The sequence below is a fragment of the Arthrobacter sp. TJ-263 genome, assembly GCF_058269155.1.
The window spans coordinates 1,478,165-1,498,390 of sequence record NZ_JBZCNE010000001.1 but is presented as its reverse complement, the minus strand read 5'-3'; the positions used below and the strand labels follow the sequence as shown (position 1 = coordinate 1,498,390).

General features: G+C 70.2%; 23 protein-coding genes and 1 tRNA gene. 13 read left to right on the top strand and 11 right to left on the bottom strand.

The features are described 5' to 3' along the window. Window positions 1–52 precede the first annotated feature (52 nt). Window positions 53–760 (top strand): ABC transporter permease, encoded by a 708-nt coding sequence (locus AC4D2F_RS07130; RefSeq protein ID WP_104166836.1) that lies wholly within the window; start codon window positions 53–55, stop codon window positions 758–760. Next, complete coding sequence (locus AC4D2F_RS07125; RefSeq protein WP_490909973.1) at window positions 757–1,767, top strand: glycine betaine ABC transporter substrate-binding protein; 1,011 nt, start codon at window positions 757–759, stop codon at window positions 1,765–1,767. Before AC4D2F_RS07130 ends, AC4D2F_RS07125 begins: the two co-directional genes overlap by 4 nt. On the opposite strand, the gene AC4D2F_RS07120 is transcribed toward AC4D2F_RS07125, so the two are convergent. The 3 genes from AC4D2F_RS07120 to AC4D2F_RS07110 all read right to left on the bottom strand — a co-directional run bounded on the left by AC4D2F_RS07120 (window position 1,764) and on the right by AC4D2F_RS07110 (window position 4,246). Continuing rightward, window positions 1,764–2,144 (bottom strand): hypothetical protein, encoded by a 381-nt coding sequence (locus AC4D2F_RS07120; protein WP_490909972.1) that lies wholly within the window; start codon window positions 2,142–2,144, stop codon window positions 1,764–1,766. The two genes, AC4D2F_RS07125 and AC4D2F_RS07120, sit on opposite strands and share 4 nt — an antisense overlap. 96 nt (window positions 2,145–2,240) lie before the next feature. Beyond that, on the bottom strand, window positions 2,241–3,251 hold the full coding sequence (locus tag AC4D2F_RS07115) for an adenosine deaminase (RefSeq protein WP_490909970.1): 1,011 nt from the start codon (window positions 3,249–3,251) through the stop codon (window positions 2,241–2,243). A 152-nt stretch (window positions 3,252–3,403) separates the two neighbouring features. Beyond that, window positions 3,404–4,246 (bottom strand): helix-turn-helix transcriptional regulator, encoded by an 843-nt coding sequence (locus AC4D2F_RS07110; protein ID WP_490909969.1) that lies wholly within the window; start codon window positions 4,244–4,246, stop codon window positions 3,404–3,406. Window positions 4,247–4,347: 101 nt separating this feature from the next. Here AC4D2F_RS07110 and AC4D2F_RS07105 point away from each other — a divergent pair, with 101 nt between their 5' ends. After that, window positions 4,348–5,319 carry an SDR family NAD(P)-dependent oxidoreductase gene (locus tag AC4D2F_RS07105; protein ID WP_490909968.1) on the top strand — a complete coding sequence of 324 codons (972 nt, stop codon included), beginning with the start codon at window positions 4,348–4,350 and terminating at the stop codon, window positions 5,317–5,319. 67 nt (window positions 5,320–5,386) lie between these two features. Here the strand turns inward: AC4D2F_RS07105 and AC4D2F_RS07100 are convergent, their stop codons facing one another. Then, window positions 5,387–6,874 carry a catalase gene (locus tag AC4D2F_RS07100; protein WP_104166517.1) on the bottom strand — a complete coding sequence of 496 codons (1,488 nt, stop codon included), beginning with the start codon at window positions 6,872–6,874 and terminating at the stop codon, window positions 5,387–5,389. Window positions 6,875–6,881: 7 nt separating this feature from the next. Next, on the bottom strand, window positions 6,882–7,361 hold the full coding sequence (locus AC4D2F_RS07095) for a Fur family transcriptional regulator (RefSeq protein ID WP_104166834.1): 480 nt from the start codon (window positions 7,359–7,361) through the stop codon (window positions 6,882–6,884). A gap of 95 nt (window positions 7,362–7,456) precedes the next feature. Between AC4D2F_RS07095 and AC4D2F_RS07090 the strand changes: the two genes are divergently transcribed. The 3 genes from AC4D2F_RS07090 to htpX all read left to right on the top strand — a co-directional run bounded on the left by AC4D2F_RS07090 (window position 7,457) and on the right by htpX (window position 10,513). Then, window positions 7,457–8,161, top strand: coding sequence for an esterase/lipase family protein (locus AC4D2F_RS07090; RefSeq protein WP_490909967.1), 705 nt, complete (start codon window positions 7,457–7,459; stop codon window positions 8,159–8,161). Window positions 8,162–8,226: 65 nt separating this feature from the next. Then, complete coding sequence (locus AC4D2F_RS07085) at window positions 8,227–9,513, top strand: MFS transporter (RefSeq protein ID WP_104166513.1); 1,287 nt, start codon at window positions 8,227–8,229, stop codon at window positions 9,511–9,513. 118 nt (window positions 9,514–9,631) lie between these two features. Next, a complete protein-coding gene (gene htpX, locus AC4D2F_RS07080) occupies window positions 9,632–10,513 on the top strand; it encodes a zinc metalloprotease HtpX (RefSeq protein ID WP_104166511.1) in 882 nt (293 codons plus the stop codon). 78 nt (window positions 10,514–10,591) lie between these two features. On the opposite strand, the gene AC4D2F_RS07075 is transcribed toward htpX, so the two are convergent. Continuing rightward, window positions 10,592–11,080: a YajQ family cyclic di-GMP-binding protein gene (locus AC4D2F_RS07075; RefSeq protein ID WP_043440455.1), complete on the bottom strand. Its 489-nt coding sequence runs from the start codon at window positions 11,078–11,080 to the stop codon at window positions 10,592–10,594. 147 nt (window positions 11,081–11,227) lie between these two features. Between AC4D2F_RS07075 and AC4D2F_RS07070 the strand changes: the two genes are divergently transcribed. The 3 genes from AC4D2F_RS07070 to AC4D2F_RS07060 all read left to right on the top strand — a co-directional run bounded on the left by AC4D2F_RS07070 (window position 11,228) and on the right by AC4D2F_RS07060 (window position 12,988). After that, window positions 11,228–11,605, top strand: a complete 378-nt coding sequence (locus tag AC4D2F_RS07070; RefSeq protein WP_490909966.1) for a hypothetical protein — start codon at window positions 11,228–11,230, stop codon at window positions 11,603–11,605. A gap of 89 nt (window positions 11,606–11,694) precedes the next feature. After that, a tRNA-Tyr gene (locus tag AC4D2F_RS07065) sits at window positions 11,695–11,776 on the top strand. A 147-nt stretch (window positions 11,777–11,923) separates the two neighbouring features. Next, on the top strand, window positions 11,924–12,988 hold the full coding sequence (locus AC4D2F_RS07060) for an acyltransferase family protein (RefSeq protein WP_490909965.1): 1,065 nt from the start codon (window positions 11,924–11,926) through the stop codon (window positions 12,986–12,988). Here AC4D2F_RS07060 and AC4D2F_RS07055 read toward each other — a convergent pair. Next, complete coding sequence (locus AC4D2F_RS07055; RefSeq protein WP_490909964.1) at window positions 12,903–13,436, bottom strand: DUF6314 family protein; 534 nt, start codon at window positions 13,434–13,436, stop codon at window positions 12,903–12,905. The genes AC4D2F_RS07060 and AC4D2F_RS07055 overlap by 86 nt on opposite strands. An 87-nt stretch (window positions 13,437–13,523) precedes the next feature. Here AC4D2F_RS07055 and AC4D2F_RS07050 point away from each other — a divergent pair, with 87 nt between their 5' ends. Then, complete coding sequence (locus AC4D2F_RS07050; protein WP_490909963.1) at window positions 13,524–13,967, top strand: MarR family winged helix-turn-helix transcriptional regulator; 444 nt, start codon at window positions 13,524–13,526, stop codon at window positions 13,965–13,967. A gap of 14 nt (window positions 13,968–13,981) precedes the next feature. Here the strand turns inward: AC4D2F_RS07050 and AC4D2F_RS07045 are convergent, their stop codons facing one another. Beyond that, window positions 13,982–14,416: a DUF1810 domain-containing protein gene (locus AC4D2F_RS07045; RefSeq protein ID WP_490909962.1), complete on the bottom strand. Its 435-nt coding sequence runs from the start codon at window positions 14,414–14,416 to the stop codon at window positions 13,982–13,984. An 85-nt stretch (window positions 14,417–14,501) separates the two neighbouring features. Here AC4D2F_RS07045 and trxA point away from each other — a divergent pair, with 85 nt between their 5' ends. Further along, on the top strand, window positions 14,502–14,891 hold the full coding sequence (gene trxA, locus AC4D2F_RS07040) for a thioredoxin (RefSeq protein ID WP_490909961.1): 390 nt from the start codon (window positions 14,502–14,504) through the stop codon (window positions 14,889–14,891). Window positions 14,892–14,982: 91 nt separating this feature from the next. On the opposite strand, the gene AC4D2F_RS07035 is transcribed toward trxA, so the two are convergent. From AC4D2F_RS07035 to AC4D2F_RS07025, 3 genes are all read right to left on the bottom strand, one after another. Further along, window positions 14,983–15,270, bottom strand: coding sequence for a putative quinol monooxygenase (locus tag AC4D2F_RS07035; RefSeq protein ID WP_104166495.1), 288 nt, complete (start codon window positions 15,268–15,270; stop codon window positions 14,983–14,985). Between the two features lie 74 nt (window positions 15,271–15,344). After that, on the bottom strand, window positions 15,345–16,319 hold the full coding sequence (locus AC4D2F_RS07030; protein ID WP_490909960.1) for a DNA-3-methyladenine glycosylase family protein: 975 nt from the start codon (window positions 16,317–16,319) through the stop codon (window positions 15,345–15,347). A gap of 41 nt (window positions 16,320–16,360) precedes the next feature. Then, window positions 16,361–17,437 carry a tartrate dehydrogenase gene (locus AC4D2F_RS07025; RefSeq protein WP_104166491.1) on the bottom strand — a complete coding sequence of 359 codons (1,077 nt, stop codon included), beginning with the start codon at window positions 17,435–17,437 and terminating at the stop codon, window positions 16,361–16,363. Window positions 17,438–17,614: 177 nt separating this feature from the next. On the opposite strand from AC4D2F_RS07025, the gene AC4D2F_RS07020 reads away from it, so the two are divergent. Both AC4D2F_RS07020 and AC4D2F_RS07015 read left to right on the top strand, forming a co-directional pair. Next, entirely contained in the window at window positions 17,615–18,991 is a 1,377-nt protein-coding gene (locus AC4D2F_RS07020; protein ID WP_104166489.1) for a cystathionine beta-synthase, read from the top strand. A 26-nt stretch (window positions 18,992–19,017) separates the two neighbouring features. After that, window positions 19,018–20,181, top strand: coding sequence for a cystathionine gamma-synthase (locus AC4D2F_RS07015; RefSeq protein WP_490909959.1), 1,164 nt, complete (start codon window positions 19,018–19,020; stop codon window positions 20,179–20,181). Window positions 20,182–20,226: the final 45 nt, after the last annotated feature.

Sequence of the window (20,226 nt, the reverse complement as noted above, 5' to 3'; positions counted from 1 at the left end):
GCGCGGTGCAGCCGATCCCCTCACCGTCAGCACCGGCCGCGGCTGGCGCCCCCTGCTCCTCCAGCTCGCCGGCATCCTCCTGGCGGGCGGTGCGCTGGCCGTCTGGCTGACGACGGCGCAACTCACCGAGACGGAACAGATCACCCTCAACCCGGCGTCCCTCCTCGGCTACACGCGGGAGCATCTGGCGCTGACGCTGCTGTCCGCCGCGATCGTGCTCCTGATCGCCATCCCGCTCGGTATCCTGCTGACGCGGAAGCCGCTCCGGCGGCTGGCCGGGCCCGTTCTCGCGGTCGTGAACATCGGCCAGTCCGCGCCGGCCATCGGGCTCGTCGTACTGCTCGCCGCCTGGCTCGGCTTCGGCTTCCGTGCGGCGGTGACGGCGCTCGTGGTCTATGCGCTCCTGCCGGTCCTCCGGAACACCATGGTCGGTATCGGCCAGGTCGACGACCGGCTGGTCGAGGCCGGCCGGGGGATGGGCATGAGCGCCGCGGCGGTCCTCTTCCGCGTCGAACTCCCGCTCGCGGTGCCCATCATGCTCGCGGGCATCCGCACGGCGCTGGTGCTGCTCGTCGGGACCGCCGCGCTCTCCACGTTCATCAACGGTGGCGGGCTCGGCATCCTCATCACCACCGGGGTCAACCTCAACCTGTCGCGCGTCCTCGTGGCCGGTGCCGTGAGCGTCGCCCTTCTCGCGCTGCTCGTGGACTGGGTGGGGCGCGTCGTCGAACTCCTCGCCCGCCCGAAGGGACTCGCATGAGCCGGCGTCCCGGCCCCCGCAGCGTCCGGCTCCGCACCGGCATGGCGCTGACAGCCGCCGCCGCCGGCCTCCTCCTGGCCGGGTGCGGACTCGAGCCCGCCACGTCCTACGTCCCCGCCGCCGGTCCGGGCTCCATCCAGCCCATCGAGGGCGCCGACGACGCACCGCTCACCGTGACGTCCAAGAACTTCACGGAGCAGCTGATCCTCGGGAAGATCTCCGTCCTGGCGGCGCAGGCCGCGGGCTTCGATGTCACGGACCTGACCAACGCGCCCGGGTCGCAGCCGGCCCGGGACCTGATCCTCTCGGGTGAGGCAGACCTGACGTGGGAGTACACCGGTACGGCCTGGCTCGCCTTCCTGGGCGAGGAGGCCGGCATCGCCGACCAGCAGGAGCAGTGGACGGCGGTGCGGGACGCCGACGTCGCCAACGGGCTCGTCTGGGGCGGCCCGGCGCCGCTGAACAACACCTACGCCATGGCCGTGAGGACCGAGGCCATCCCGGAGCTCGGCGGGATCACCACGATGTCGGGGCTCGCCCAGCTGCCACCCGAGCAGCGGACGTTCTGCGTGGAGGCGGAGTTCAACTCCCGCGCCGACGGGATGACGCCCATGCTGCAGCACTACGGCCTCGAGCGCGGCACGGCGACCGGGGTCCCCGACGAGAACATCGGGATCTACGACACGGGGGCCATCTACGGGGCGACCGACACGGGAGCCTGCAACTTCGGCGAGGTCTTCGCGACGGACGGGCGCATCGAGGCCCTGGACCTGACCCTCCTCGAGGACGACCTCGGGTTCTTCCCGGCCTACAACGCAGCGCCGGTGTACTACGGGGAGACCCTCGAGGAGTTCCCGGAACTCCAGGACGTGTTCGACGCGATCACCCCGACGCTCACCGACGAGGCGCTGCGCGTCATGAACCTCCGCGTCGACGTCGAGGGCGAGGAACCCGCCGACGTCGCCTTCGACTTCATGGTGGACAACGGGTTCATCTCCAGGCCCTAGCGCGCCATTGCCGGGACGGGCCGTGGCCCGGACGCCGCGCCGATCGAGGACAGCCAGGCGCGGGCCTCCCCGCTCTCCGTGAAATAGCGGGTCCGGCTGCGCGACTGGGCGATGAACGCCGCGAGGACCCGGTCCACGGGGTCGCTGCCCGTCAGCCCGATCGGCCCCGCATGGTGGTAGGCGACGAGCATGCGGCGCGCCGGCGGCGTGATGTGCCGGACCAGGTTGAGGTGCACGAGCACCGGGGATGCGTGCCAGCGCGGGAAATGCGTGACCGTGTTCGCCAGGACGTCGAGCTCGGCCGGCCCGATCCCGATGCCGGGCCGCCAGAGGACCTCCAGGATGCCCGCGTCGTCGATGATCGTGAAGTCATCCACGATGGTGCCTCCCTCGGTCGGAACCTGCCGGCGCAGGCACTGTGAACTGAAGTCTCCCACGGGTGGCCGGGATCGGGGAACGATCGGCGTCCTCGCCTACCCGGCGCGCGTGACATGGGCGGACACCCGCCATTCCTCGATCTCCGCCAGCAGACCCCTGCGCCGGTCCTCCCCGACGAACGCCGACCGGACCGAGTTCGCGGCCAGCCGCGCGCGGTCGTCGATGCCCAGCCCGAACGCGTCGACCAGTGCCGCCACATTGTCGTCGAGATACCCACCGAAGTAGGCCGGATCGTCCGAATGCACGGAGACGTTCAGGCCCCGCGCGAGCATCTCCGGCAGGGGATGAGCGCCGATTGCGTCGACGGCCCGCAGCCGCACGTTCGAGAGCGGGCAGACCGTGAGCGGTACCTGCTCGGCGACGAGCCGCTCGACGAGCGCCTCGTCCTCGAGGCAGCGGATCCCGTGATCCAGCCGGTCCACCGCCAGGAGATCGAGCGCCTCCCGGATGTAGGCGGGCGGGCCTTCCTCGCCCGCGTGCGCGACGCACTTCAGGCCAGCGTCCCGGGCGACGTCGTACACCTCCCGGAAGAGCGACGGCGGGTAGCCCACCTCCGCCGAGTCCAGGCCGATCCCGACGATGGGCGCGTCCATCGCGAGGAGGTCGCGCAGCACCACGAGCGCCTCCGCCGCCGGACGGTCCCGCAGGAAGGCGGCGATCAGGGACGTGCTGATGCCGAGGTCGGCCTCGCTCGTGGACAGGGCCGCCGCCACACCGTTGACGCACGTCGCGAGGGAGACGCCGCGGACCAGGTGCGCCTGCGGATCCATCGTGATCTCCGCGTGGCGGACGCCGGCAGCGGCCGCCCGGCGCAGATACGCACGGGTCATGTCGGCGAAGTCCTCCTCCGTCCGCAGCACATCCATGTTCGCGTAGTAGAGGTCCAGAAAGGACTGCAGATCCGTGAACGCGTACCGCGCCGCGAGGTCTGCGGGGTCGGCGTAGGGCAGGGTGATCCCGTTCCGCGCCGCGAGCGCGAAGATGAGCTCAGGTTCCAGGGTCCCCTCGATGTGGAGGTGCAGTTCGGCGCAGGGCGGTGGCGGCATTGCCCCAGCCTAGGAGGCACGGACCGCGGGCCGCCAGACACAAGGGTGCTCCGACGGCCGGGGCGATCCGTATGAGCGGAGCGGGACCACCGGGCGCGGACCGTGCCTCGCGGCGTCGGTCCACCCGACCACCCGGTGATGACACCGGAGGATCAGCCCCCGGCCGACTCCTGCACGCTCCAGCTCGCGAGGAAAGGCAACTTGCGGGCGGTCTCGGACTCCGGCTGCGCCGTATAGACGACGAGCACCTGATCGACACCCCGGGGTGGCACGACCGTCTCGACGTCGAAGGAAAGGTCGCCCACGATCGGGTGGAGGATCCGCTTGGCGGCGGATGCGTAGTCCTGCACGCCGTGATCGGCCCACCACCGCTCCGCATCGGCATCCCGCGAGCGGAGCTCGTCGATGAGCGCGACCAGTCGGTGGTCATCAGGATGGCGGCCCAGCTCACCGCGCAGGGCCGCTATCGACGCCGCCGCGAAATGCTCCCAGTTGACGATGCGCTCACGGGCCAGCGGGTCGAAGAACATGAACCGGGCGAAGGACGACGACGGCCGCAGGCCGGTGAGGACGGCGGCGAGGAGCGTGTTGGTGGCGAGAACGTCGCCGCGTCGGCCGAGGACCAGCGCCGGCATGTGGTCCAGCACGGACATCAGGCGCAGCAACCCGGGATCGGCCTGCTGGGCCGCCGGCGTCGACCGCCGCGGGCGGTTCGGCGGGTCGGCCAACGCGAGCAGGTGGTCGCGTTCGACGTCGTCGAGCCGGAGCGCCGTCGCGAGCCCCTCGAGGACGCTGCGGGAGACGTTCGCCTGCCGTCCCTGCTCCAGCCTGCTGTAGTAGTCGGAACTCACACCGGCCAGTACGGCGAGCTCTTCCTTCCTCAGCCCGGGTACGCGCCGCGGACCGGGGAAGGCGCGCAGGCCGACGTCGGCGGGGGTCAGGCTGTCGCGGCGGGAGCGCAGGAACGCTCCGAGCTGGGTGCGGTCTGCGGGCATCTCCCCACTCTAGGAGGTGGCGTCGCCCGCATCGTGGTTTTGTCGTACCCCGGTCCGGTACGGTCTGGTTCCCCTGCTACGCGGCGTATAGAACTGGGAGCATGACGACCGGACCGGCATCAACCCCCTCTGCCCCGCACACCTCACCCTTCGGGGCGGACAGCACGGCCCTGGAAGTGATCGAAGGCATCGACCTCCGCGGCCGCACCGCCGTCGTCACCGGCGGCTCCTCGGGCATCGGCGCCGAGACCGCGCGGGCGCTCGCCCACGCGGGCGTCGCGGTGACCCTCGCCGTCCGGGACGTTCAGGCGGGCCAGCGCGCCGCTGCGGACATCCGGCGCGGCAGTCCCGGTGCCACCGTGGACGTCCGGGGCCTGGATCTTGCGGACCCGGGCTCGGTGCGCCGCTTCACCGGCGAGTGGACCGGGCCGCTCCATCTGCTCGTCAACAACGCCGGGGTCATGATGACGCCGGAGCTGCGGACGCCGCAGGGCTGGGAGCTGCAGTTCGCAACGAACCACCTGGGCCACTTCGCCCTCGCCACGGGACTCCGCCCCGCACTCGCGGCAGCCGGCGGTGCGCGCATCGTGTCCGTGAGCTCCAGCGGCCACGGAAACTCCGACATCGTGTACGACGACCTGTTCTTCGACCGTCATCCGTACGACGCGGGGCACGCCTACGGGCAGTCCAAGACCGCGAACGTGCTCTTCGCGGTCGAGGCGACCGGACGCTGGGCGGACGACGGCATCATCGCGAACGCCGTCATGCCGGGTGGGGTGTGGACCGGGCTCCAGCGCCACTGGGACCCCGCGGTGCTCGCCGCGACGAAGGAGCAGGTCGCGGCGCTCGGCCTCACCGTCAAGACGCCGGCGCAGGGCGCCGCCACCTCGGTGTTCGCCGCGGTGTCCCCGCTGCTCGACGGGGTCGGCGGGCTGTACCTCGAGGACTGCCATGAGGCGGATGTCGTGCCGGCGATCGTCGACGGGCTCCACGGTGTCCGGGACTACGCCCTGGACCCGGTCAGCGCCCGGAGGCTGTGGGAGGTATCGCTCGCGCTCCTGGCAAGCTCGTGACCCTGGGAACGCAGAAGGAGGGCGGGCCCGAACGGGTCCGCCCTCCTCGTGCTTCGTGCCGGAGCGCCTAGTAGAGCGCGGCTTCCGACTCGGTGGCCGGCGTGTCGCCGCTGCCGAGATTCGCTGCGAGCTTCGCGCCGAGCTCGGCGTCGACGTTGGCCCAGTACTGGATGGCCCGCGCGCGGATCTCGTCGCTCTGCACGCCGCCCACGGCGCCGGTGATGGTCTCGAGGAAGCGGGCACGCTGAGCGTCGTCGAACACCTCGCGGTAGAGCGTCCCGGCCTGGCCGAAGTCGTCGTCCTCGGCGTGCAGCGAGTGCGCTGCGCGGACGAGGTCGCCGTCGTTCTCCCAGCCGCCGTGCTCACCGTACTGCGCCGGATCGGCGGCGGGTCCGCCGACCGAGTTCGGCGCGTAGACCGGGGTGGAGGCCGCATTGAAGTGGTAGCGCGCCGCGCCGTCCTTCGAGTAGTTGCGCACCTCGTTCTTCGGCATGTTCACGGGCAGCTGCGCGTGGTTGGTGCCCACCCGGTAGCGGTGCGCGTCGGCATAGGAGAAGATGCGCGCCTGCAGCATGCGGTCCGGACTCGCGGCGATGCCGGGCACGAAGTTCGACGGCGCGAACGTGGCCTGCTCGATCTGCGCGAAGTAGTTCTCCGGGTTGCGGTTGAGTGTGAGTCTGCCGACCGGGATCAGGGGGTAGTCGCCCTGCGGCCACACCTTCGTGAGATCGAACGGGTTGAAGCGGTACGTCTTCGCGTCGTCGTACGGCATGATCTGGACCTTGAGGTCCCAGCTCGGGTGATTGCCCTTGGCGATGTTCTCCGAGAGGTCGCGCAGGTGGTGGTCGGCGTCCGACCCGGCGAGCGCCTCGGCCTCGTCGACCGTCAGGACCTCGTGGCCCTGGTTGGACTTGAAGTGGTACTTGACCCAGAACTTCTCGTTCAGTTCGTTGATCCACATGTAGGTGTGGGAGCCGTAGCCGTTCATGGTGCGCCACGAGTTCGGCAGGCCACGATCGCCCATCAGCCACGTCACCTGGTGCGCGGATTCGGGGCTGAGGGTCCAGAAGTCCCACTGCATGTCGGCATCACGCAGGTTGGTGCCGGGCAGGCGCTTCTGCGAGTGGATGAAGTCGGGGAACTTGATGCCGTCGCGGATGAAGAAGACCGGGGTGTTGTTGCCCACGAGGTCGTAGTTGCCCTCGGAGGTGTAGAACTTCAGGGCGAAGCCGCGCGGGTCCCGCCAGGTGTCGGGGGAACCCTGCTCGCCGGCCACGGAGGAGAAGCGCAGAAGGGTCTCCGTCGTCGTGCCCTTCTGGAAGAGCGCGGCGCGGGTGTACATGCTGACGTCCTCGGTGGTCTCGAAGACACCGAAGGCTCCGCCGCCCTTGGCGTGGACCACGCGCTCGGGGACGCGCTCGCGGTTGAACTGCGCCAGCTTCTCGATGAGGTAGTGGTCGGTGAGCGGGATGACGCCATCGCGGCCGAGGGCGGACGAGTTGCTGTCATCGATGACGGGGGCGCCGGACTGCGTGGTGCTGAAGTTCGCGGACATAGTGCTCCTATTCCTGGTGGTGGGACTGATGGTGGTGTGGGGCTGCCGGGCGGCAGTCGTCGCAGAGTCCCTGGTAGAGGACCTCGGCGATCTGGATGGTCATCCGGGAGGCACCGGGCGACCATTCGGGGGTGAGGCAGGGGGCGTGCCCTACGGCGCAGTCCACGTCCTCGATCCGCCCGCATCCGGTGCAGACGGCGTGGTGGTGGTTGTCGTCCACGCGTGTCTCGTAGCGGGCGGGGGAGTGGGGGGTCTCGATGCGGCGCAGCAGGCCGATGGCGGTCAGATCCGCCAGGATCACGTACACGGACTGCACGGTGATCTGGGGCAGTTCGGCGCGGACCGCGCCCGCGGTGTCGTCGGCGGTGGCATGCGGCGACTGCTCGACGGCGGCGAGGACGGCGAGGCGCTGGCGCGTCACCCGACGCTGGTGCGCGTGCAGGGCAGCGGACCACCGGGCCTCGCGGGTCGCACTCCTCGTCTGCATCATTGCTTCAGTGAACCAGTAAATCTGAATTTGTCATAATAGGCTGCCGCGAACTTCTCCACCACGCGGCCCGTGCAGTCGGTACCGTTGACAGGATGAACCTTTTTGCGCGCGGCTGGGCCTGGGCGCTGGACTACGCCTACGTGGGCTTCTGGCAGGTCCAGGGCTTCCTCTTCCGGGCGGACCCCACGCAGTACCGGACACCCGCCCCCGGATCGCCGGAGGGCAAGGCCGCCGTCCTGCTCCTTCCCGGCATCTATGAGACCTGGCAGTTCATGCGGCCGATCGCCCACCACCTGCACCGGGCCGGGCACGCGGTGCACGTGGTACAGAAGCTGGGGTACAACCGCGGCACGGTGGCGGCCATGGCGCAGCTCGCCGCCGGCTACCTCGAGGAGCACGAGCTCACCGACGTCGTCGTCGTCGCGCACAGCAAGGGCGGCCTGATCGGCAAGTTCCTGATGACCATGTCCAGCGCCGCACCGCGGGTCACCCGCCTGGTGGCCGTGAACACGCCCTTCTCCGGGTCCGTCTACGCGAACTTCTTCCTCCTGCCGAGCATCAGGGCGTTCTCGCCCGGCAATCCCACCCTGCAGTCCCTCCGGGAGAACCTCGGTCTGAACCGACACATCACCTCGATCTACGGGCGGTTCGATCCGCACATCCCCGGCGGCAGCTTCGTGGAGGGCGCCCGCAACGTGCAGCTCGAGACGATGGGGCACTTTCGGCCCATCGCGGACCGCCGCGTCCTGCGGGAGATCGATCGGGCGATCGCGGCGGAGGACACCGGCACCGCCTGAGCACCACCTCCTCGGCGCGCCGCAACCGTTGCCGGAGCGAATCAATCCGCCGCTAGACTTTCCCCGTGCCCAGACTCCTCGCCGACATCACCCCCCTGAAGGAGAGCCCGGCCTTCCGCAGGCTGTACATCGGCACGGCGCTCTCGGCGATCGGCACGCAGCTCACCATCGTGGCCGTGAGCCTGCAGATCTACTCCCTCACGCAGTCCACCCTCAGCGTCGGCCTGCTCAGCCTGTTCGCCCTCGTGCCCCTCGTGGTGGCGGGCCTCTACGGCGGCGCGATCGCCGACGCCCAGGACCGCCGCACGGTCGCGCTGCTCTCGGGGCTGGCGCTGTGGGCCACCACCGCGGCCATCGCGCTGCAGGCGTGGATCGGTGTGGACAGCGTGGGGCTGCTCTATGCCCTGATCGCGATCCAGTCGGGTGCGGCCGGCATCAACCAGCCCACGCGGAGCTCCATCATCCCGCGCCTGGTCCGGCCGGCGCTGCTGCCCGCTGCCAACGCCCTGAGCATGATCACCTTCGGCCTGGCCTTCACGGTGGGTCCGCTGCTCGCAGGCGTCCTCGTGGCGCAGGTGGGCTACGCCTGGACGTACACGGTCGACGTCGTCACCTTCACCTTCGCGCTCTGGGCCGTCTACCGGCTCCCGCCGCTGCCGCCCGAGGGTCCCACGCGGCGGGCAGGCCTCGCGACCGTGCTCGAGGGGTTCCGCTTCCTCGGCACACGGCCGAACATCCGCATGACCTTCATCCTGGACCTCATCGCCATGATCACGGCACAGCCGAGAGCACTGCTGCCGGCCGTCGGCGCTGTGCTCATCGGCGGTGGTGAGCTGACCGTCGGCATCCTGCTGGCCTCCGGCGCGTTCGGCTCGGTGCTCGCCGGGCTGTTCTCCGGCCCGCTCGGCCACATCCACAGGCAGGGCCAGGCGGTCATCTGGTCGATCGTCGGATGGGGTGCGTCCGTGGCGGGTTTCGGGCTCGTCGTCGTCATGGCCACCGCGACCGGTCAGCCCGCGGCGGGCGAGGGCGAGATCTCCGTGTGGGTTCTCCCCGCGGCGGCCTGCCTCGTGCTCGCCGGCATCGCCGACTCCGTCAGCAGTGTCTTCCGCAACACGATCCTCCAGTCGGCGACGCCGGACGCGATGCGCGGGCGCCTCCAGGGAGTGTTCATCGTCGTCGTCGCCGGCGGACCGCGCCTCGGCGACATGGTGGCCGGTGGTCAGGCGGCATGGCTCGGGGAGGGCTGGACCGCCGTCGTCGGGGGGATCGCGTGCGCCGTGCTGGTGCTCGCGGTCGCACGCTGGCAGCCCCGGTTCGCGCAGTACGATGCGCGCCGTCCCGAGCCCTGACGAGCCGGAGGCTCCCTGCCGGCTCGCAGCGCCGGCCCGTACGATGAACGGAACAGGCCGCCCGGCACCCGCGTTGTACCGATCACCGCCACGGCCTCCACAGCGCAAGGAGAGTGCAGTGCACAACCACTTCAACGGTGCCAAGACGGCGTTGCTGTTCGGTGCCCTGATGGGGATCTTCCTCGTCTTCGGTGCGGTCATCGCCGGGGCGACCGGGAGCTCCATGTTCATCTGGCTGTTCGCCCTGCTCGGCGTCGGGTCGATCGCCTACAGCTACTGGAACAGCGACAAGATCGCGATCCGCAGCATGGGCGCCGTCGAGGTGACGGAGCAGCAGCAGCCCGCCATGTACCGGATCGTCCGGGAGCTCAGCACGCGGGCCAACAAGCCCATGCCGCGCCTCTACGTGTCGCCGACCATGGCCCCGAACGCCTTCGCGACCGGCCGCAATCCGGAGAACGCCGCGGTGTGCTGCACGCAGGGCATCCTGCGGCTGCTGGACGAGCGTGAACTGCGCGGCGTCCTGGGGCACGAGCTGATGCACGTCTACAACCGCGACATCCTCACCGGGTCCATCGCGGCCGCCGTCGCAGGGGTCATCACGTCCGTGGCGCAGATGTTCGCCTTCGCCGGCATCATGGGCGGCAACCGCAACCAGGGCGGCAACCCCATCGCGGCGCTGCTGCTCGCCTTCCTCGCGCCGCTCGCCGCAGGGCTCATCCAGACCGCGATCGGCCGCACCCGGGAGTACGACGCCGACGAGGACGGCGCCGCCCTGACCGACGACCCGCTGGCCCTCGCCTCGGCGCTGCGCAAGCTCGAGAGCGGTACCCAGCGGGCCCCCTTGCCGCAGGACCAGCGCCTCGTCAACACCTCCCACCTGATGATCGCGAATCCGTTCAAGGGGGCCGGCGTGGGCAAGCTCTTCGCGACCCACCCCCCGATGGACCAGCGCATCGCCCGCCTCGAGGGCATGGCGGGCCGCCCGCTCGGCCGGTAGGGCCGGAACGGACGACGGCGGCCCCACCTTCCGCAGGTGGGGCCGCCGTCGTCCGTGCTGGTCGTGTGAGTGGCGCGGTCAGCGCATGTTCACGAACTGGAGGTCTGCCTCGTCGAAGTTCTTGAGCAGGGCCATGGTGGCCTGCAGGTCGTCACGCGACTTGGAGCTGACGCGCAGCTCGTCACCCTGGATCTGGGACTTGACGCCCTTGGGGCCCTCGTCGCGGATCAGCTTGTTGATCTTCTTCGCGAGGTCCTGGGCGATGCCCTCCTTGATGGAGGTCTCGAGGCGGTACTCCTTGCCCGAGGGGAAGGGCTCTCCGGTGTCGAGGGACTTCAGTGAGATGCCGCGCTTGATCATCTTGGACTGCAGGACGTCGAGCACCGCGAGGACGCGCTCCTCCGAGTTCGCCTTCATGAGGATCTTCTCGCCGCTGAAGTCCACCTCCGCGCCGACCCCCTTGAAGTCGTACCGCTGGGCGATCTCCTTCTGCGCCTGGTTCAGCGCGTTGGCGACCTCCTGCTTGTCCACTTTGCTTACGACGTCGAACGTGGATTCACTCGCCACGATGCCTCCTCGGGGTGGTTGGGTTCCTTGCCCTCAAGCCTATCTGCAACCCCTGCGCTTCACAGCGGGTGCTCAGGCGTCGTCGGGGGCAAGCACACGGTCGGCTGGCAGGGTGGTGCCGAGCAGACACACCGAAGGAGGACCGCCATGACCAGGACACGACGCCGCCGCTACCGCGTCCGGCTCCGCCGGGCCGTCGCCGGGTCATTCCTCGCGGCGGCCTCGGCGGCGTCGCTGGCCGGGTTGACCGCGGCGCCGGCGCTCGCCGCCCCGCCGGCGGTGACCGCCCCCTCGGACAGCACGCGCAGTGATGCATCCGATCTCCTCCCCGGGGTGCACCTCGGGGAGGCCGGTGTCGCGTCGTGGGGTGCTGCCGCGGCCGGGGTCACGGTTCCGTCCGCGCAGGAGCGATTGGCAGGAGTGCGGGCGGACCTCGACACCGCCGTCCTGCTGCGCCTGGTCACACCGGAGCAGGCCTCCGGTTTCTACGCGCAGATCGAGCGCCGGGTGGCCGCGGGCCTGTAGCGTCCCGGGCCGATTCGTCTCCGGGGCGGTTTGTGGGTAAAGTTGTCTTGCCCGCGCTTGCTGCGGGCGGTCTTCCTGTGAAGACGTTCGGCAGATTACCCGAGCGGCCAAAGGGGGCTGACTGTAAATCAGCTGGCAACGCCTACGGGGGTTCGAATCCCTCATCTGCCACAGCAAGGAAGGGCCCGCTCCATCGGAGCGGGCCCTTCGCCGTTGACGCTCAAATCCCGGCGCTGCACACGCTCCCGGGCACCGCCCCAGCACGGATCCGTGTCCGTAGCAATCCCCCCGGGCCGGTTCGACGAACTCCCTGTACGCATGCCTACAGTTGAGGCTCGACGGCGGGGGACCACGATCAGCACCACACAGACTCGGATCGGATGGCTGGACAGCCTCCGCGGCGCCGCCATCCTCCTCGTCGTCCTGCTCCACGCGGGCGAGGCCCTTCGGATGGCGGTGGGTCCGACGCCCGGGCTCGACCAGGTGAACCTCTTCCTCGAGCCCTTCCGCATGCCGGTGCTGATGTTCCTGTCCGGCATCCTGCTTCCGCGGTCGGTGGCCAAGCCGGCTCGCACCTACTTCGCCGGCAAGGTCTCCCTGGTGGCGTGGCCGTACCTGCTGTGGTCGCTGATCATCCTGACCGCGACCGGAGGCCTCGGTGTGGGCGCCCTCGCGCAGATCGCCTATCTCTCGCCGACCTACCTCTGGTACCTGTGGTTCATCCTCGTCTTCTATGCCGCGGCCTACCCGCTGCGCCGCGTCCCCCCGCTGGCGGTCGCCGGTGCAAGCCTCGCCGCGTCGGTCGTGCTGCCCGACGGCGGCCGTCCCGGGACGTTGACGTTCCTCGCGGCGTTCTTCTTCTTCGGCGCGTGGTGCGCTCAGCATGCGGGGATGGTGGAGCGGGCCATCGGCAGGCCCTGGGTGCTGGCGCTGGCAGGGGTCTCGGCGGTCACGGTGGGCGTGCTCGCCGCGGCCGGCAGGGATGTGCTCTACCGGGGGGAGTTCGCCTGGGGCGTGGTGGGTGCGCTCGGCGTCGTGTGCTGGCTCTTCCCGCGGCTCGGCACCCATCGCGCGACGGCGGCCCTCGAGTTCGTGGGGCGCTACTCCATCGTCTTCTACGTGGTCCATCTCGGGCCCATCATGGGCGTGCTCGCCCTCGCGGACGCCGTCGGGATTGCCGGGACGTGGCTGCTGCCGGTGCTCCTGGTGGTGGGAGTGGGGATCCCGGCCGGACTCGCCCGGGTGTACTCCCTGCGGGAGCACGCGTCGGTGAACCTGCTGTTCGAGCTGCCCGCGCTCAAGCGCCGTCCGCAGGCGGCCGCGCCGGACGGCCCGCGCTCCCGGGACTCCCGGGCGGGCCGGATGCCTGGACCCGGCGCCTGAGCGTGGTGGTCAGCAGGAGGTCCTTCGCCGGTCCGGTCACGTCCCAGGAGTACCGCACCATGTGGTGTGACGGCACCGCGAAGTCCACCCGGTAGGTGTCGGGGGAGCAGAGGTGCTCGTCGCGCGCCGTTCCCCGGCTCAGGTCGAGGCGGCACAGCGTGCGTCCGTCGACGAACTGCACGGTCATCGTCGTGCCGTCGGCCACGACCCGGTACGAGCGGGAGGCGGGTCCCTGGAAATGGGGCCAGGTGGCCGTACCCTGCTCGTCCCAGCGCAGGCCGCCGTCATCGGGGGTGAAGGTCGTGGTGCCGGTGAAGATGCCCGTCGCGCCGCCCGCCCGGTCCAGCATGGTGCGCTCCGTCGCCCACGTTCCGGCCAGGAACGGAATCGGATCGTGGACCGGAACCGGTCCGGCGGGCATCGCGGCCATCGGCGCATCCTCCTGCATGGTTCCTCCGTGTCGACCCCACGCTAACGCGGCACCGGCCGGGCCGCACCTTGCCGAGGACCCGGGAGAATGTTAGGCTGCCTAACTATGAACCCCGACCCTCCGGACCCGCAGCTGCTGGACCTCGCGCAGTCCTTCCGCACCACGCTGCGTCACACCGTCTTCCTGAGCCGCTCCATGGACAGCGACGGGGACATCACCGCCATGCAGATGAGCACCCTCGGCATGGCGGCCGACGCCCCGCTCCGGGTGAGCCGGGTCGCAGCGAATCTCGGCATCCGGGTTCCCTCTGCCACCGAGCAGATCATCAAGCTCGAGCAGGCCGGCCTCGTCAGCCGCCAGCCGGACCCGACCGACTCGCGCGCCGTCCTGGTGAAGCTCACCGCCCAGGGGCGTGCCGCGTGGGAGGAGGCCGGCCGGCGCCGCAACGCGCGCGTGGCAGCCCTGCTCGCACGCCTCGACGACGGGGAACGGGCTACCCTCGCCGCCGCTCTGCCGGTCATCCAGAAGATCAACCACACCCTCGGATAGGGGGCACCACGGCGTCAGCCGGCGAGGATCGAGACGGTCCCCTGGTCCTCCACGCCCCCGTAGTAGCGGTCCAGCACTGCCTGGAACCACGGTTCCTGGGGTGCGGCCCGGTTGAAGAGCGTCATGGAGGACTGCAGCTTGCGGGCGTCGATCCCGCCGAGCACGGCCACGGGATCGCTGCCGTCCAGGGTGAGGAGGGCGTGGGTGCTCTCCATCAGTCGGGGTCCGAGCACCGGGTGCGACAGGTAGGCCTGTGCCTCCTCGAGCGAGGTGACGGCATACCGGACCGCCGTCGGACTGCTCCCGAGCCCCGCGATCTGGGGGAAGACGAACCACATCCAGTGGCTCGTCTTGCGTCCCCGGTTCAGCTCGGCCAGCGCCTGCGCGTAGGTGCCCTGGGCATCCTGCACCTCGACGAATCGCGCCAGGTCGTAGGGGTCGTCGGTCACTGGGGCCTCCGGGAGGGATGGTGGGGATTCTTCATCGGTAGCGAACACGCCTGACACGGGTGCCGGCGGTCGCTAGCGTTGAAGGATGTCGACAATCAATATCACTGAGGCAAGCTTCCCAGAAACCATCGAGGGCAACGACATCGTGTTCGTCGACTTCTGGGCCGACTGGTGTGGTCCGTGCAAGCAGTTCGCCCCCGTGTACGACGCCGTGTCCCAGCAGCACGAGGACGTCACCTTCGCGAAGGTGGACACCGAGGCCGAGCAGTCGCTCGCTGCGGCCGCGGGCATCACGTCCATCCCCACGCTGATGGCGTTCCGCGAGAAGGTGCTCGTCTTCTCGCAGCCGGGCGCCCTGAACGCGACCCAGTTCGGCGAACTCGTCGACGCCGTCAAGGGCCTGGACATGAAGGCCGTGCACGAGCAGATCGCCCAGCAGCAGGCCGAGGCGTCCCCGGCCGCCGACACCCAGTAGTCGCTCCGACGAACCGGGAAGCCCCGCACTCCTTCGAGTGCGGGGCTTCCTTCGTCCATCGGAGCTGGTTCTGGTGCGCGCGGGTGCCCGGTCAGGCCTGATCCGAGCGCACGACCTCCACGGGCCGGGCCAGCAGGGCGCTCAGGGATTCGCCGAGATCCTGGACGGCGGGACCTCGCAGGTGCTGGTCGAGGAGTTCGGTGGACTCCCACTGCTCGGTGAGGACGATGCGGTCCTCCCGGGCATCCGTGATCTCGTAGCGGATGCAGCCGGGCTCCTCCACCACCTGTTCGATGGCGATGCCGAGGGCGAGCTCCACACGGAAGAACTCGCCGTCGAGCGGGGTGAATACTGCGGTGACGTCTACGGGCTGGCTCATCCTTTAACCCTAGCGGTGGCCCGCCTGTGGGTCGCATCGTTGCGTGCCGGCCTCTTCGGCGCTCCGCACCCGCGTCAGCGCCGGCGGTGGTCCTCGGGCGAGAGCCTCGGCCCGAACGTCGGTTTGCGGAACCCGCTGGCGTAGAGCGAGCGCACCACGCGCTGGCGCTGGCCCTTCCACGGCTTCAGGAGTTCGATCATGCCGGCGTCGTCGGTGCGTCGGCCGGTGAGCGCCGCACCCACGTAGGCGGCGAGGTGGTAGTCGCCCACCGAGATGGAATCGGGGCAGCCGTGCGTCCGCTGCACCACTTCGGCCACCGTCCAGACACCGATCCCCGAGATGGACCGGAGCCCTGTGCGGACGGCGTCGCCTCCCGGCAGGGACGCGAGGCGTTCCAGGCCGGTCGCGACGAGGGCGGCCTTGAGGACGGTGGACGAGCGCTGGGCGTCGACGCCGGCCCGGTGCCAGTCCCAGGAGGGGACCCGGCGCCACTGCTCGGCGGTCGGCGGGAGGCGGAGTGCGGCCGGCGCGACGCCCCCGGCCCCCGGGGCGGCGTCCCCGTAGCGGACGAGCAGGTAGCGCCAGGCGCGCTTGGCCTCGATGCCGGTGACCCTCTGCTCGAGGACGGCCCGCGCGACCGTGTCGAGCATGCGGCCCGACGACGGCAGGCGCAGCCCGGGACTGAGGTACCGGCCCTTGCGGGCGAGGTCGGGCAGGGTGGCGCGGAACGCGGACGCGTCGAACGCGCTCCAGTCGTCGTCGGCGCCGAGCAGGCGGGGGACGGACGCGAGAGCGCGGGCCGCCCCGGGCCCCCACGCGGTCGCCTGGACGCGGCTGTCGTTCAGCGACCCGCGCTGGCGCAGGGCCAGCGTGACCGGTCCGTCGGCGGTCCGGAACGCGAGCCAGTGATCGGTGCCCTGCACGATGAACGACGGGTCGTGCGGCCCGCACTGCAGGGTGCCGATCGTCCTGGCCAGGCTGTACGGGCCGTCGGGCACCCACTCCGTGGCCTCGGCACCCGAGGGCAGCACGACGGGAGCAAGGGTCATGGGTCAATCGTCCCACGGGGCCCGGACGGTCGCACCCGCGCTCAGCCCGCGATGGTGCGCGTGATCGTGTCCCCGAGCGACGCCGTCGTGCCGGTTCCGCCCAGGTCCGGCGTGAGCGTGTCCCCGCCCGCGGCGAGCACCGACTCGATCGCGGAGAGGATGCACGCCGCGGCGTCCGCCTCGCCGAGGTGCTCGAGCATCATCGAGGCGCTCCAGATCTGGCCCACCGGGTTGGCGATACCCCGGCCCGCGATATCGGGGGCCGAGCCGTGCACCGGTTCGAAGAGGCTGGGAAACGTGCGGTCCGGGTTGATGTTGCCGCTGGGGGCGACGCCGATCGTCCCGGTGCAGGCCGGCCCGAGGTCGGAGAGGATGTCGCCGAAGAGGTTGCTGGCCACGACGACGTCGAACCAGTCCGGGTGCAGCACGAAGTTCGCACAGAGGATGTCGATGTGGAACTTGTCCACGCGGACGTCCCCGTAGTCCGCCGCCATCGCCTCCACCCGCTCGTCCCAGTAGGGCATGGTGATCGAGATGCCGTTGCTCTTCGTCGCCGACGTCAGGTGCTTCTTCCCGCGCCGCTGCGCGAGCTCGAACGCGTACCGGAGGATCCGGTCCACGCCCGTGCGGGTCATCACGGTGTCCTGGATGACGGTCTCGCGGTCCGTCCCCTCGAACATCCGGCCGCCCACGCTCGAATACTCGCCCTCGGTGTTCTCGCGGACCACGTAGAAATCGACGTCGCCCGGCTTCCGCCCCGCGAGGGGACTGGTGATCCCCGGCAGGAGGCGGACGGGGCGCAGGTTCACGTACTGGTCGAAGTGGCGCCGGAACTGCAGGAGGCTGCCCCACAGGGAGACGTGGTCGGGGACGACGTCGGGCCAGCCGACCGCGCCGAAGAAGATGGCGTCGAAGGTGCGCAGCTCCTCGAACCAGTCGTCGGGAAGCATCTGCCCGTGCGCCACGTAGTACTCGGCGCTGGCGTAGTCGAACTCCACGGCGTCGATGGTGAAGCCGAACCTGTCCGCGGCGGCCCGGAGTGCCCTCAGCCCTTCCGGTACGACCTCCTTGCCGATGCCGTCCCCTGCGATCACCGCGATCCTGTACGTCCTGGTCATCTCCGGGTCTCCTTCGTCGGCGCGATCCTGTCCCTCCCACCCTAGGCTCGGGTGCCGGGCAGCCCCAGTCCGGGGACGGTGGCAGGTGACGTCGCCGCGGCGGCCGGTGACGTCACGACGTCCTGCGGCGTAACAGCGGCGCGAACGTTGGGGGAGCCAGCCGGTAGCGTTGTCGTCATGAAGTACGCCAATTCCATCGTTGACCTGATCGGCAACACCCCGCTGGTCAAGCTCAACTCCGTCACCGACGGCATCAAAGCAACCGTCCTCGCGAAGGTCGAATACCTCAACCCCGGCGGGTCGGTGAAGGACCGCATCGCGGCGAAGATCATCGACGCCGCGGAGGCCGAGGGCAGGATCAAGCCCGGCGGCACCATCGTCGAACCGACCTCCGGCAACACCGGCGTCGGTCTCGCCCTCGTCGCCCAGCAGCGAGGCTACAAGTGCGTGTTCGTGGTCCCCGACAAGGTGGGCGAGGACAAGCGCAACGTCCTGAAGGCGTACGGCGCGGAGGTCGTCGTCACGCCCACCGCCGTGGCCCCCGACAGCCCGCAGTCCTACTACGGCGTCTCCGACCGCCTGGTCCGCGAGATCCCCGGCGCGTACAAGCCGGACCAGTTCTCCAACCCCAACGGTCCGCTCAGCCACTACGAGACCACCGGGCCCGAGATCTGGAACGACACCGACGGCACCGTGACGCACTTCGTCACCGGCGTCGGCACCGGCGGGACCATCACCGGCACGGGCCGGTACCTCAAGGAGGTCTCCGCCGACCGCGAGGGCGGACCCGTCCGCATCATCGGCGCGGACCCGGACGGCTCCATCTACTCCGGCGGAACCGGCCGGCCCTACTTCGTCGAGGGCGTCGGCGAGGACATGTGGCCGGACTCCTACGACCCTGCCGTGCCGGACGAGATCCACGGCGTCACCGACGCCGAGAGCTTCGAGATGACCCGGCGCCTCGCCCGCGAGGAGGGCCTGCTGGTCGGCGGGTCCTGCGGCATGGCGGTGGTCGCGGCGCTGCGTGTCGCGAAGGATCTGACGGAGGACGACGTCGTCGTGGTCCTCCTGCCCGACGGCGGCCGCGGCTACCTCGGCAAGATCTTCAACGACGACTGGATGAGGTCCTACGGCTTCATGGACAGCGGCGAGGACACGAGCGTGGGCGAGGTGCTGCGCGCGAAGAGCGGCGCCCTGCCGGACCTCGTGCACACGCACCCCACCGAGACGGTCCGCGATGTCATCTCGATCATGGGTGAGTACGGCGTGTCCAGCATCCCCGTGCTGTCGCAGGAGCCGCCGGTCAAGATGGGCGAGGTCGTGGGATCGATCGACGAGCGGTCCCTGACGGCGAAGATCTTCCACGGCGAGGCGAAGCTGACGGACGAGGTCTCCCAGCACATGGACGCGAAGCTGCCCCTCATCGGGTCCCTCGAATCCGTGGAGGCGGCCCGCGAGAGGCTCCAGGACAGCGACACGCTCATGGTGACCTTCATCGGCTCGCCGGTGGGAATTCTTACGCGCCACGACTTGCTGACATACATGAGCAAGTGACCCCCTCCCCGAACTCCAGGAGCATCGTGACGCACTCTGACGCCCAGGGCTTCAACACCCGGGCCATCCACGCAGGCCAGGCCCCCGATCCGACCACCGGAGCGGTGATCCCGCCCCTGTACCAGACCACCACGTTCGCGCAGGACGGCATCGGCCAGCTGCGCAACGGCTACGAGTACGGCCGCGGCACCAACCCCACCCGGGACGCGCTGCAGGTCCAGATCGCGGCGCTGGAAGGGGGAAGGCACGCCTTCAGCTTCTCCTCGGGCCTCGCCGCCGAGGACGCCCTGATCCGTGCCGCGCTGCGTCCGGGTGACCACATCGTGCTCGGCAACGACGCCTACGGCGGCACCTACCGCCTGATCGACCGCGTCTTGTCCGAGTGGGGCATCACGAACACGGCCGTGGACATGGCGGACGGCGCTGCCGTCCAGGCGGCCATCACCGCGAACAACACGAAGATGGTCTGGGTCGAGACGCCGTCGAACCCGATGATGAAGATCACCGACATCGCCGCCACGGCCCAGCTCGCGCACGAGGCCGGCGCCCTGCTCGTCGTCGACAACACGTTCGCCTCCCCGTACCTGCAGCAGCCGCTCGCATTCGGGGCCGACGTCGTCGTGCACTCGACCACCAAGTACATCGGCGGGCACTCCGACGCCAGTGGCGGGGCGGTCGTCGTGAACGACGACGCGCTCGCCGAGAAGGTCGGGTTCGTGCAGTTCGCGGTCGGTGCCGTGTCCGCGCCGATGGAGGCCTGGCTGACCACGCGCGGCCTCAAGACCCTCGGCGTCCGGATGGACCGCCACTCCTCGAACGCGACGGCGATCGCCCGCTGGCTGCAGCAGCAGGACGAGGTGGAACGCGTGTTCTACCCCGGTCTGCCTGAGCACCCCGGCCACGACCTCGCCGCGGCCCAGATGAAGGACTTCGGCGGCATGATCTCCGTGACGTTCAAGGGCGGGGCGGAGGCTGCGAAGAAGGTGGCCGAGTCGACGCACGTGTTCATCCTCGCGGAGTCCCTCGGCGGCATCGAGTCACTCATGAACTACCCGAGCGACATGACGCACGCCTCCGTGAAGGGCACCGAGCTGGCCGTGCCCGAGAACCTCATCCGGCTGTCGGTCGGCATCGAGGACCTCGAGGACCTGATCGGCGACCTCGAGCAGGCCATCGCGGCCCTCCGGTAGCCCCTCGGTCGAAAGGGCCCCTTCTGCGGAAGGGGCCCTTTCGTC